At 35.2% G+C, this 14366-nt stretch carries 9 protein-coding genes; all 9 read right to left on the bottom strand.

The genetic code is table 11. The features are described 5' to 3' along the window. Window positions 1–697: 697 nt before the first annotated feature. Complete coding sequence (locus DFR79_RS11415; RefSeq protein ID WP_133515611.1) at window positions 698–1681, bottom strand: aldo/keto reductase; 984 nt, start codon at window positions 1679–1681, stop codon at window positions 698–700. A gap of 220 nt (window positions 1682–1901) precedes the next feature. After that, the gene (locus DFR79_RS16435; protein WP_279512887.1) at window positions 1902–2027 is read right to left on the bottom strand and encodes a hypothetical protein; all 126 of its coding nucleotides are present in this window, start codon (window positions 2025–2027) and stop codon (window positions 1902–1904) included. Window positions 2028–2221: 194 nt separating this feature from the next. Next, the gene (locus tag DFR79_RS11410) at window positions 2222–4000 is read right to left on the bottom strand and encodes an ABC transporter ATP-binding protein (RefSeq protein WP_133515610.1); all 1779 of its coding nucleotides are present in this window, start codon (window positions 3998–4000) and stop codon (window positions 2222–2224) included. Further along, window positions 4001–5758: an ABC transporter ATP-binding protein gene (locus DFR79_RS11405; protein WP_133515609.1), complete on the bottom strand. Its 1758-nt coding sequence runs from the start codon at window positions 5756–5758 to the stop codon at window positions 4001–4003. It abuts the gene before it with no gap. 52 nt (window positions 5759–5810) lie between these two features. Beyond that, on the bottom strand, window positions 5811–6770 hold the full coding sequence (locus DFR79_RS11400; protein WP_133515608.1) for an acetylxylan esterase: 960 nt from the start codon (window positions 6768–6770) through the stop codon (window positions 5811–5813). 259 nt (window positions 6771–7029) lie between these two features. Further along, window positions 7030–8235 (bottom strand): glycoside hydrolase family 130 protein, encoded by a 1206-nt coding sequence (locus DFR79_RS11395; RefSeq protein WP_133515607.1) that lies wholly within the window; start codon window positions 8233–8235, stop codon window positions 7030–7032. Window positions 8236–8258: 23 nt separating this feature from the next. Then, window positions 8259–9458, bottom strand: coding sequence for an AGE family epimerase/isomerase (locus tag DFR79_RS11390; RefSeq protein WP_133515606.1), 1200 nt, complete (start codon window positions 9456–9458; stop codon window positions 8259–8261). Between the two features lie 154 nt (window positions 9459–9612). Next, complete coding sequence (locus DFR79_RS11385; RefSeq protein ID WP_133515605.1) at window positions 9613–12096, bottom strand: beta-mannosidase; 2484 nt, start codon at window positions 12094–12096, stop codon at window positions 9613–9615. Between the two features lie 65 nt (window positions 12097–12161). Further along, window positions 12162–14252 (bottom strand): methyl-accepting chemotaxis protein, encoded by a 2091-nt coding sequence (locus tag DFR79_RS11380; RefSeq protein ID WP_133515604.1) that lies wholly within the window; start codon window positions 14250–14252, stop codon window positions 12162–12164. Window positions 14253–14366 lie beyond the last annotated feature (114 nt).

Raw genomic sequence — 14366 nt, 5'->3', positions numbered from 1 at the left:
TTTTTATCCTAAAAACATTTTATCAAAAAGGGAGTCTTCTTTCTAATTTTCTAGATAATTTCAAAATGAATCTCCAAAACTTATTTTACACTATGGCCATAACTACGAAAAACCACCCGGGGAGGGTGGTTTTATTATCATTATATTTAAGGGTTATATAATTATTTGCTTATTAGTTTTAGTTATTTTTTAGCTTTAATTGTTATTTTAGCCTGCTCGGCTTTTATAAATAGCTTAGTAGTTACCTAAGTTTTTAAATGCATTTAGCTTTGCTTGATTCTCATTTGATTCAAGTTTAGCCTCTTTTATGAATTTAAACATACTGTTAAACATCTGCAATCATCCTTTCTTATAAAGTTATTGTAGTTATAATATGATTGACTTATATTTCTATTATTGTCTTTTAAATAAAACGATTTCTAGTACTGATTCAAATTTGTAAAAGAATCATGCTCAATCTGTTTTTGTTTTACAGATTGGATATTACTTTCGATTCTTCTGCCCTCAGCATTAGCACTCTTAATGAATGTAAATAATGAATTTAACATTATTAAATCACCCTTTCTTATAGTCTTATTGTTGTTAATTAGTTATTAGTGATTTTCTTATATAACTTATCTTAACTTCATTATACATCTTTTAATCTTCTTGTCAAGGATTTTATTAAAGTCTAAATTTACAGACTTTTACTTACTTTTTACCAGAGGTGATGGACACTATCTCTGATATATTCATCATAGATTTCGTCAACTCTTGCCATTACTTCATCGGAGAGGTCATCTGCTTCAGATGCTGCTGCATTATCTTTTACCTGCCACGGTTTTTTACCACCAGGAATTACACAGCTGACTGCATCATTCATCAGGATCCATTTAAGAGCAAACTGAGCCATTGTTAAGCCCTCAGGTTTAATTTTTTCCAGCTCATCTACAGCTTTCAGGCCAAGTTCAAAATCTACACCGGAGAAAGTTTCTCCTTTATCAAAAGCTTCTCCATCCCGATTATAATTACGGTGGTCATCTTCAGCAAAAGTGGAGTCTTTAGAAAACTTACCTGTTAATAATCCACTTGCCAGAGGCACTCTACAGATAATACCTACCCCTTTTTCTTTTGCTTTATCTAAAAATTCGTCTCCTGGCTTATGGCGGAACATATTATAAATAATCTGAACAGTTGCCAGATTTTCATATTCTAAAGCTTTCATCGCTTCTTCTACCTTTTCTACACTAACACCGTAGTTCTCAATTTTACCTGCCTTAACCATTTCTTCTAAGGCCTCAAATACTTCCTCCTGCTCATAAACTTCAGTTGGAGGACAGTGCAGCTGCAGCAGATCAATTGTTTCTACATCTAAATTTTTAAGACTGCGGTCCACAAACTTATTTAAATTTTCCTTATTATAACCCTCAGCTACATGAGGATCAAGCCTTCTACCTGCTTTAGTGGCTATATGTATCTTTTTATCGGTCTCATTTCTCAACTTAGCCATTAAACGCTCACTGCGACCATCTCCATAAACATCAGCAGTGTCAAAAAAATTGATCCCCTGCTTTACAGCCTCTCTTAAAGCTGCCATTGACTGCTCATCTTCTACATCTCCCCAGGAACCGCCAATTGCCCAACCGCCAAAAGAAACTTCTGATACTTCGAAACCTGTTTTACCTAATTTCCTATATTTCATTTCTTCTACCTCCTTGAATTTTGAAATATTATAAATAAAAATGGTTTTAAGTTATTTTAAGTTGTAAATTATCTAAATTTATTATATCACTTTAACAGTCATATTAAAAGATAATGAGCTAAAATAAAAAAAGAACACCCTTGATAATAAAGGAAGTGTTCTTTTTAAGTCTCATAATGTTTATTGTTTTTAATTGTAGTATTCATTATAGTCTTATTTCCTAAAACTGCATGTAACTGCTGTTTTCATTATTACGATATTGATCTTTGACTTCTCTAAGGTTGTTTTCTATTCTCTGTCCCTCAGAATTTACCTCATTAAAAAATCTTTTTACTTTTTCAAACATTATTAATCACCCTTTCTTATAGTCTTTTTTACTTATAAGTGATTTTCTTATAATTGTTATACTGTTATTATACAGAAATAATATTCATTGTCAAGAATAATTACTGTTTTTTATTAAATTGTATTTTGTTTTACACAGGCATTCCTGGATCCTGCTGATAATTTATAATAAATGCTCTTTTGCTTTATCATTTTTTAAATTACTCTATTATACTGGGCCATATATAAATCGTGATAGTGTCCCTCTCTGGCCATTAATTCCTCATGGCTTCCAGTTTCAATAATTTCGCCTTCCTCCAGGACCATAATCCGGTCTGCATTTCTAATAGTGGAAAGTCTGTGAGCTATCACAAAAGAAGTCCTTCCTTCTAAAACTGCCTGAGTTGCTTTCTGAATTAAAATCTCAGTCTGAGTATCAATACTGGAGGTGGCCTCATCTAAAATCAAAATTTTAGGATCAGAAAGAATTGTTCTCGCAAATGAGATCAGCTGCCTCTGTCCAACTGATAATCTGGAACCACGCTCATTAACCTCAGTATCATAACCATTTTCCATTTCTCTAATAAATCCATCTGCATATACCATCTCCGCCGCTTTTTCTATATCTTTCCTGCTGGCTTCCAAATTACCATAACGGATATTGTCAGCAATAGAGCCAGAGAAAATAAAGGTATCCTGCATCATAACCCCAATTTGTTTTCTCAGAGACTCAATTTTAACATCCTGAATATCAGATCCATCAATTAAAATATCACCCTGGTCGATATCATAAAAACGGGTCATTAAATTAATGATAGTACTTTTCCCGGCTCCTGTTGCACCAACAAAAGCAATAGTCTCACCAGGTTGAACTTCAAAATTCATATCTTTAAGAATAACTTCTCCACCTTCCTCATAACTGAAGGTTACATCTTCAAATTCTACCCTGCCCTTAATTTCGGGCATTTCTACAGCATCTGGCTGATCTACAATCTCCGGATCTGTATCCAAGACATCAAAAATTCTTTCGGCAGCTGAATTTGCTACTAAAACCTGGTTATAAAAATTACTGATATTAATAATTGGCTGCCATAGACGCCAGATATACTGCAGTAATGCAATAAGAGTACCGATAGTCACCAGACCGGCATTTAAATCTCTGATACCAACTAAGTACATGATAATTACACTGGTAGTGTTAATTAATAGTACAATTGGGAAAATACCGTGAGAGAGCATTACTGTTTTCATCCAGTTGCTGACATAATCATCCTGGAGATCTTTAAAAATACTGCTGTTCTTTTCTTCCCTTACAAAAGCCTGAGTAATCTGCATTCCGGTTAAACTTTCGTGAATATAGGCATTCATATTGGATCTCTTTTTTTGAACTCGGCGCCAGCCAATTCTAATCTTCTTTTTTAGTAGAAAGATTGAAAAGATGAGAACCGGCATGACTGTAATAGAAATCAAGGTTAAACGCAGATCAAGATTGAGCATAATTATCAAAATTGCCAGAAAGCGAAAGGTATCAGTAATAATGTTGATCAAACCGTTTTCTAATAAATTCTGGAGTGAGTTGACATTATTCATTACTCTAACAATGATTTTCCCGGCAGGAATTGAATCAAAATAACTGAAAGATAATTTTTGAATATGCTGAAAAAGATCCTGTCTGATATTTCTTACAACCTTGTGTCCAACCTTACTCATAATTAGCACCCGAAAACGAACTGCAATTCCATTGACAGCAAGTAGAGCCAGATATATAAGAGAAATCATAGTCAGGCCCCTAAAATCTCCGGCTGAAATATAATTATCTATTGCTATTTTGGTTAAATATGGTCCTAAAAGATCAGCAAAGGCGGCCATGGCCATTAAAAATAGCGAAAATGCTACCCTGTATTTATAGGGCTTTAGATAAGCAAGAACTCTTTTGATATTGTTTGGATCTAGATTTTCCATTTTTTCATCTTCAAAATATCTATTATAGGCCATTTAATTCACCCACCTTTCTTCGATCTCTTCTTCATCAATAACTTCTCTGTACTGTTCCTTAAACATTGTATAATAATGTCCCTTATTTTTTATCAGCTGCTCGTGGGTTCCCCGCTCGATAATTTTCCCATGGTCCAAAATTAAAATCTGATCTGCATTTCTGACTGAAGAAATACGATGAGCTATTAAAAAGAGTGTGCTTCTCTGATCCATTCCTTCTAAAGCCTGCTGAATCTGATGTTCAGTCTCCATATCTACCGCAGATGTTGCATCATCAAGGATTAAAATTGGACTTTCTTCTACAATAGCCCGGGCCAGCGAAACTCTCTGTTTCTGTCCCCCGGAAAGTCCCATTCCCCGCTCACCTACAACCTCCTGGAAACCATCTTCCATTTCTTCAATAAAATGACGGGCACTGCTTATTTCGGCCGCTCTTTTAATTTTTTCTAAATCAAGTCCTGGTCTTCCATAGGCAATATTATTGGTTATTGTCTCCGAAAAAAGAAATACATCCTGCATTACTATCGAAATCTGTGATCTTAAATTCTGCAGATCATAATTCCTATTATCAACGCCATCAATTAAAACCTGTCCTTCTGTAACTTCATAATAGCGCGGAATTAGATTAATCAAGGAAGATTTACCGCTGCCAGTTGCTCCCATAATAGCAACTACTTCTCCAGGCCTGGCATGAAAAGAAATATTTTTTAAGATTTCTTCTCCCCCATAATTTAAAGATACATTTTTAAATTCAACTTCTCCCTTAATCCTATCAGTCTTAAGAGCATTTTCTCTGTTTTTGATTTCCGGCTCAGTTTCTAAAATATTAAAAATTCTTTCTGCAGAAGCACTGGTCCGGGAAAACATATTTACAATATGTCCAATCATCCGCATCGGCATAATTAGCATCCAGAGATAAGAGTTAAACTGCATCCAGATTCCAAGTGTTATTTCTCCCTGAATTACCAGACGCCCGCCATAAAAGAGCAGCAGAACTGTACTTGTACCTCCCAGAAATTCCATTATCGGAAAATACTTTGACCAAATTTTTGCCGCACTATAGTTTTTAGTAAAATAATTATTATTTTCCTCGTCAAATTTTTCCATCTCATAAGACTGCTGGTGGAAGGCTTTAACTATTCTAATCCCAGATATATTTTCCTGGACAGTTGAGTTCAGATCAGAATACTGCCTTCTTACCTGACGAAAAACTGGTTTAATCCTGACTCCAAGTCTGTAGGCGAAAAAACCAATTAAGGGACTTAAAGCCAGTGAGACTAATGAGAGCTTGAGGCTCTCGGGAATCAAAACGGCCATTACAAATACTACATAAAAAATTGCTCTTGTAAACTGAATCATTCCATCAGCAAAAAGCATTCTTACCGCTTCCATATCACCTGTCATTCTGGACATTAATTCTCCAGTTCGATTATTATTAAAAAAGTTAAAAGAAAGCTTCTGCAGGTGATCATAGAGATCCTGTTTTAAATCTCGCAGCATATTTTGAGATAAACTTTCGGTAAAAAATCGCTGAACCATAATTGAAGCTGCTCTGAGCAGATTCGCCACAATATAAGCAGCCAAAAAACCAGCCAGCAGTTCCATTTGCTGGCCATTAATTACATCATCGATGATTCTTCGATTTAAATAACCGGGAATCATCGAAAATAATACATTTAAGATAATAAAAAAGAGAGCTCCGAAAAAAAATAATTTATATTTTCTTAAATAAAGCCATAATTTCTTTAATTCTGCCATTTATATCTCTCCTAAAGAAAAAAGTTGGAACAATAATTATAAATCACTAAAATTATAAATCATTAAAAAATCTATAATGTCTATCTCTAATCCCCGGTAAATCTTCATGCCCATAATCAGGATAAATTACCATCTCTTTTTTGCTTTTTATTTTATTATAAACAGCAAATTGGGTTGAAGGGGGGCAGATTGGATCTGAAATAGCTGTAGTCATTAAAACTTCTGCCTTTATTTTATCTGCTAGATTTTGAATATCAATATAAGATAATTTATTAAAAATTTCTGCTTCCTTTAGATGGAGGGGGTCATATTTTCTGAAGAATTCCCTGATTTCTGCATAGGCACTATTCTCAATGTCAAGCTGAGTTACCCGTTTATAATCACTTAAAAACGGATAAACCGGAGCTGCTTTTTTTATCCGTGGTTCCAGGGCCGCACAGGCGATTGTTAGAGCACCACCCTGAGAATAACCATAAACGCCAACCCTCTTCTGATCAATACTATCCAGCTCCATTACAATTCCGGCTAATTGGGCCGTATCTAAAAATACATTGCGGTAGTAAAGTTTATCCGAATCATCTGCCAGACCTCTAATAATATGTCCATTTTTAGTATTACCCTTAACTCCGCCAACATCTTCAGAAAAACCCGCATTCTGACCGCGGCAGTTCATTCCAAAATAAGAATAACCACGGGCCGCAAACTGTAATTTATCTGCCCAATCTTCAATTCTACTGCCATAACCATGAAACTCAATTACTGCGGGATGTTTTTTCTCAATCATTTTAGGTTTTATGTATTTAACATGGATTCTGGCATCTCTAACACCGGTGAAATATAGATCATAGCATTCTGCAAAATCAGTCTGAAAAGCAGAATGTTTAATTTCAATATCAGGATCAACTGTCTTCATTTCAGCCAGGGCTTTTTCCCAGTACTGATCAAAATCATCAGCTTTGCGGCTGGAACCCTTATATTCTTTCATTTCTTCTACTGACATTTCAAATAGCATTTTTTATCTCTCCTTTTTAATTTATATTAAAATAATTTATAAATAACTAAATATTTACCTAAATTTTTTTATTATTTAAACAGTTAAATTAATTCTCACCATTAAAGTTATCACTTTAAAATTAAACTTGCAAGTATATTTTAAAATTAATTATTTTTTACAATATTTAAATATATCATCTTTAATAAAGTACAAAAATGGACACACCTGATTAAGTGTGTCCACTGCAATTTATTCTTGATATTTTAACCTGAAAACACTATTTATTTTTAATAATCTCCAGATTCTTTTCAATTAACTCTTTTCTTGTCTGGACTGAAGCAGCAGAACGAAGCTTATCGGTAGGCGTATTTTTAACATAGTCTACCAATCGACTAACTGATGATTCTGCCACATGAATCCTGGTATCAGAGGAAGCATAATAGATTAATACTCTACCATTATCTTCTTTAATTACACCATTAACAAAAACTACATTGGAGACATCTCCCACTCGCTCTTCTCCATGAGGGGCTATTAAATAACCACCTGGATTGTAGATAACTTTAGTTGGATCATCTAAATCTGTCATAAAAGCATAAATCACATAACGCAGACCGGCAGCGGTATTACGAACACCATGAGCAAGATGCAGCCAGCCAGCTTCAGTTTTTATAGGGGCATCTCCCTGACCATTTTTAACTTCCTTGATTGTATGATAAAACTTTTTGTCAATTATCTCTTCAGCTGCAATTTTGGGATTTTCAATATCTTCTGCTAAACCCCAGCCGATCCCACCTCCAGAACCGGTAGTAATAAAGCTATCCTGAGGTCTGGTATAAAATGCATACTTACCATCTACAAACTCTGGATGTAAAACTACATTTCTCTGCTGAGCAGAAGGGGTTTCTAGATCAGGCAGACGCTCCCAACTTTTAAGATCTTTTGTCCTTACTATACCCGCCTGAGCTTCTGCAGAAGTTGTATCTCCAGGCTCAGCTTCTGGATCTTTTCTTTCAGTACAAAAAATACCATAGATCCAGCCATCTTCATGCTGAACAAGCCGCATATCATAAACATTAATATCCGGTCTTTCTGTTTCGGGTATTTCTAGAGGATAATCCCAGAATTCAAAATTGTCAATTCCATTATCACTCTCTACGATAGAGAAAAAAGATTTGCGGTCCTTACCTTCTGTTCTGACAACTAAATAATATTTACCATTTAATTTAATGGCTCCAGGATTAAAAGTAGCATTAATCCCCTGTCTTTCCATTAAATAAGGATTGCTTTCATAATCTAAATCATAACGCCAGAAAATTGGAGTGTGCTCTGCTGTTAAAACAGGATATTTATAACGATAAAAAATTCCATTTCCAGGTTTGACTCTTACATTTTCTCTTTCAACTAAATTCTGTCTCTCTTTTTTTAAAAGGCGAAGACGTGTCTGAAATTCATCTTTATCTGGTTTTTTTATTAAATCCATTTTTATCACCTCAAATAAATTTTTTAAGCAAGTATCTGCTCTATTCTGTTTATGATTTCATAACAGGCACGACTGCTGTGATAGGGGGACTTCCAGTCATTAATTTTAGCTTTTGAAGAAGATTTCCCCTGATCATTTACCAGCCAGTACCAGCCGCCATTGTCCTGATCAACTATATTTTTTGTGATATAATCCCAGCCTTTAGCAGCAGCCTGAATAAAATCTTCTTCTCCACTTAACTGATAAGCATTAATAAAACCAACCACTGCTTCTGCCTGAGGCCACCAGTGGTGATCTCTATCCAGCTCACCGGCTTCAGACTCATAATAAATACTTCCATCTTCTGCTGTACCTTTTTCGAGCACCCGGGCCGCCATTTTTAGAACATAATCTTCTACAAAATCAAGGACTACTTGTTCTCCCAGGACTTCTGCAGCCTCATAAAGAAGCCAGCTCCCTTCAATATCATGACCGTAGGAAATAATATCAGATTTTGATGTCCAGTCCTGATCAAAAAAGAGCTTAAACCTATACTGCTCCTGATCAACTATATTATTTATTAAAACTTCGATTAATTCTTTTAGCTTTGCTTCTAAACCTGGATCAGGCCAGACCAGATATAAATTAGTATAAGCCTCTAAAATATGAAGGTGGGTATTCATAGATTTGGCAGCATTCATATCTTTTTCACTTAAACTCATGTCATCAGCCGCTGACCAGTCTCTATTGTAAGCTTCAAAATAACCTCTGTAGTCTGGATCATAACTTTCACTTTCCAGAATTGCAAATAAATCAACTGCTTTTTTTAATGCAGCTTCATTATCAGTTGCTCGATAATATTCGCTAAAGGCATAGATGCAGAAAGCCTGTCCATAAATCTGCTTTTTGTTCTCTTTAACTTCTCCTCTATAATCAAGTAACCAGTAAAAACCACCGTATTTTTTATCTTCAAAATTAGCTAGAAGATAATCATAAGCTCGATCTGCCATCTTTAAATAATCTGGATTTTTATCCTCGCGGTAGGCATTAGCAAAACTCCAGAGAATACGGCTGTTTAAAATTAAAGCCTTATCAGCTTCAGTTTGAGGTTTATTAGAAACTGAGACTTCTCCATAAAATCCTCCATAATGTTTATCTATAGAATTATTCAGCCAGAACTCCAGCAAGTTTTCTTTTTCCTGATAAACTGAATCAGCAAATTCCTGCAGTAAATTTTTTTTCATCTTATCCTCCCCTAGATTTTAAAAAGGTTGAATTACTAAGTTTTATTAATCCTCAATAATTCAACCCTTATTTTTACTGAATTTATTTCATTAATTAAGAGAATTATTTAATATGAATTAATATTTCTCTCCAGTAATTATTATATTCCATTTTTTAATAAGTATCAATTAATGATCTAATAATTAATTTATTTTCAAATTCATCAACTCTAAGATCTTTATCAATTTCTGCTATAACTTTTATTTCTCTTCCAGGATAAAGATGAAAGAAGTTTTTACTTAATTTCATATCCAGATTTTGCAGTTCCAGCCAGGTCCAGAGTGCTGTTTTATCTGTACTTAAACTGATCCAGTATTTTCCAGCCTCCAGACGCTTAATTTCGGTTTTAATTTCTGGCTGCTCAAGCTGCATGTGTTTTGGTTTGGCGAAAGAAACAAAGTTATCAGCAATAGTTTCTCCCTCAATTTCCAGCTCCAGCCAGAGCATTAAATCTCTGATTCCATATTCTTCAACATATTCTTCTAAATTAATGGTTTTTACATGCTGGTTACTCTGCCGCTTAATTTCTGTTTCAAAATTATCTTCCTTTATTATATTACCTGCAACATCTCGCAGCTTCCATTTTACTTTTCCTTTTTTATTTTCAAGCCGATCACTGGTGACATGTAGTTCTACAGTTGAATCTTCATTATTTTCTATCCCACTAATAATTATTGGTGCATAAAACTTTTTAGCCATATAGTGCAGAGCTTTCCAGCGGCCGTGATAATCTAGGGAAGACCAGCTGGCAACAGGCCAGTTATCATTTAACTGCCAGTAAAGAGTTCCCATTCCGCGAGGCATATTTCTTCTCCAGTTTTCTACAGCATATTTAATGCCAAGTCCCTGCAGAATCTGGCTGGCCCAGATTACATTATCAAATCCTTCTGGCAGCTTAAACCAGTCAAGCATATACTGCATAATTGTAGTATTTCCGATACCGCTGCGCTGATGATGTTCCATCACATAAGAGGTTATATTACGATCCTCTGGCTCGGTATATCCATAAACTGTTTTTGGTTCAGGAAATGACTGAAATCCAAATTCACTATTAAAGCGGTGTTCACAGGTGCGGTACCATTCAAAAGGTTTTTTACCATGCCAGACATCCCAGAGATGAGCATCTCCCCAATCAGGGTTATTAAAATCATTACGATCACCCCTGGGACTGTGTGGACTACCGGGCCAGTAATCAGTCTGTGGATCAAGATCCGCTACTACCTCAGGTAAGAGTTCGTCAAATAATTTTTGATAGTCATCCCAGGGCATTGTTATTTTTTCACTATTCCACTCCTGTGCTGCAATCCCCTGTTCAATTTCGTTATTACCACACCAGAGAGCAAGAGAAGCATGGTGTCTAATTCTTTTAACATTTTCTTCAGCTTCAATTTTAACATTTTCCATAAAATCATCATCAAAGCTGGGATAAGTTCCACAGGCAAAAATAAAATCCTGCCAGACAGTCAGCCCCAGTTCATCACAGATTTCATAAAAATCATCCTGCTCATAAAGTCCACCACCCCAGACCCGCAGCATATTCATGTTTGCATCTGCTGCTGATTCTAAAAGCCGGCGATAATCATTTCTTTTTACTCTGGAGACAAAAGCATCTGCGGGTATCCAGTTGGCACCTTTAGCAAAAAATTCTTTTCCATTGGCTGCAAATTTAAAAGATTGGCCCCACTGATCATCTTCTGTAATTAATTCCAGCTCTCTTAAGCCAATTTTTTTCTGAACTGAATCTAATTTATGTCCTCCACTGTCAAAAATGGTAATTTCAAGATCATAAAGCGGCTGTTCACCCAGTCCATTAGGCCACCAGAGCTCAGGATTTTCTACTTCAAATTCTATTTTTGCCTTTTCACCTTCAATTTCAAAATTGTTTTGATAAATTGATTCTCCAGACTGAGTAAAATCAATCTGCACCTTTAATTTTTTTGCAGCAATTTTTTCAGTTATCAGATCAATATCTACTTCAACACTGCCAGTTTCTAGATGATTCTGTTCAACCCTAACTTCATCAATTCTGGCGGTATCTAAAGCAATTAAATCAATGTCTTTCCAGATTCCCATAGTAACCAGCATCGGGCCCCAGTCCCAGCCAAAGTTACTCGGCTGTTTGCGCAGCCAGCCACCACCATGTAAACGGTGATCACCTACACTCCAGGCAGGGATATGAAACTCCTCATCTTTTTTTCTTAAATATGGTAAAGGAGAATTAAAATGGACTTTAATTTCATTTTCTCCCTCTCTTAAATAATCCTGTACTTCAAATTCCCACCTGCGATACATGTTATTAGTGGAAGCAACTTGTTCACCATTAATATATATCTCTGCCAGAGTATCTAAACCCTGAGCACTTAAAATAATCTTCTTAGAATTAATAAATTCTGAACCCAGACTAAATTTACGGCTGTAATCCCAGTCACTTTCTCCAATCCACATAACTTTTTCCTCATTATTTCTATAAAACGGATCATCAATTTCTCCAGTTCTAATTAAATCTGTGTGTACACATCCGGGTACTTCGGCATTAATAAATTGTTCTTGCTCAGTTTGATTTAACTGCCACTTACCATTTAAAGATAATTTCTCCATTTTTTTCACCTCAATTAGATTTTTTCAGCCACAATCATTTAACTTACTTTTATTAAATCATAAAATTATTCCACTTTAAAATCATTAATATTTGCAATTAACTCCTCTGACATCGATTTTAATTCAACTGCTGTGGTCAGTATTTCATCTGTGGAAGCAGTTTGTTCTTCTGTAGAAGCAGAAATCTGTTGAGAACTGGAAGCAAAATCCCTGGTCACCTTTGCAATATCATTAATTGCATTTTCTACATTTTCACTTTCTCCCCGCATGGAGCTAATTCGAGCCACCACATTGTCTATTGAAATACCCAGATTTTTAGATACTTTTCTGATTTCTTTGAAAATATTATCTGTATCTTCAATACTTTCTACACTGGCATCTACCAGCTCTTCATTTTGATCCATGGAGTTTACTGCTTTATCTACTCCCACCTGAATTTTTTCTATTAATTTAGATATTTTTTCGGTAGCTCCAGCTGATTCCTCGGCTAAAGAACGGATTTCATCAGCAACAACAGAAAAACCACGGCCTGCCTCTCCGGCTCTTGCTGCCTCTATAGCAGCATTTAAGGCTAAAAGATTAGTCTGGCTAGAAATATCATTGATTAAAACAACTATATCACCAATTTCTTCGGACATTGTACCCAGATTTTGAATTAATTCTGCAACCTCTTTTGTTTCCTGACTCAAATTATTGATATTATTAAGGGAACTGCTGACACTCTGATTACCCTTTTCAATTCTTCCCAGTACTTCGTCTGCTCCATTAGCAATTTCTTCTGCATTTTTATCAACTTCTTTGATTTCCCGATTTAAACTCTGCACATTATTATTGCTTTCTTCAATTTGAGCCAGCTGTTCTTCTGAACCTGCTGAAAGATTTTCTACAGCTAAACCAACTTCTTCCGCTCCTTTATTAACTTCCCTGCTGTTGCGATCCATTTTTTCGGCGGAAGTATTTAAATTTTGGGCCTGATTATTGATATCGATAACCAGATTGTTAAGTTCCTCCAGCATTTCGTTAAAAATACCGGCCATGATACCAATTTCATCTTTCCGATTTAAATCTTTTTCCTTCATCTTAACCTGGTTTCGAAGATCACCATTTTTCATTTTTCTAAATGATTCCATAAAAGAAGAAAGAGGTTTAAGCTGCCAGCTGATAAATAAGAAGGTTATCAGCAGGGCCAGAGCTAAAAAGATTCCTGAAACAGTCCAGATTGTTTTCCCCAGTCTGTTTACAGGTGCCAGCATCTGTTCTGTTGGAATTTCTACTGCCAGAGCCAGATTTTCTGTTATCTGATTTTTTAAAAGATAATTCCCACCAACTACTTCTGAACTAACTGCATTTTTCGCTGTAGTTTCATTTACAAACCAGCTATTATCTATTGGAGTTGCAAAAAGCTCTTTATTCTGAGCCCTAATTATCTGCCCTTCGGAATTGATTAACTTATAGTTCTCAGCATTTTCGATATCCAAACTCTGCAGCTCTGAATAGACAATCTCTGGCTTTAAAGCCAGAACTATGTAAGCTGTTATTGTTTCACCATCATCAGCATAGATAGGAGAATTATACAAAAGATAGTTCTGACTGTTTTCCTGATGGATAGTGCCAAAAGAAATATTTTTATATAAATCTTTATTTAGTTGCTGTTTTAAATAATGTTCATTATCCTCTAAAGCCGTAGCTGAATAAACCCGCGAATCTGCAATCACTGTTCCATCAGACATCGCCAGATAAACATATTCAATACTTCCTATATTATCACTAATAGAACCGAGAGCTCCAGCAGCCGAATACTGCATTCCCATAAAAGAATCTATATTTGCAATAAATTCTTTTCTGGCCCCCGGATCAGCATCTTTTCCCGGATACAGACCTTCCATTAAAGTAAAATAACCATTAAAACTGCTGTCAGAATCAATAGAATCGATCTGTCTGTCCAGAGTTTTGAGCATTGCCTCTACATTACTCTGATAGGAAGAAGCTACTAAATTAATATTTTCATTAATTTGATTTCTGACAATCTCAGCTGCTGAATTAAAAGTTAGATAACTAATAGCTCCCAGCACCATTAATAAAATAATTACTATCACAGCGGAAATTTTCCATTTTAAGGAATGAAAAAAAGATAATTTTTTTGTTTGAGCAGACATAATTTTTTTCCTCCTGCTTTTAATTTTTAAAATCAATAAAGCTTAAAGCAGCCAGTAACTTATAAAACTGGTATAGGGGAACCAGCTTCTCTGTTTTAAGCAGCTTTAAGCTTC

The sequence above is a fragment of the Halanaerobium saccharolyticum genome, assembly GCF_004362045.1.
Lineage (GTDB): Bacteria > Bacillota > Halanaerobiia > Halanaerobiales > Halanaerobiaceae > Halanaerobium > Halanaerobium saccharolyticum_C.
Note: the sequence above shows the minus strand (reverse complement) of the source record. Positions and strands in the feature narration are given on the sequence as shown.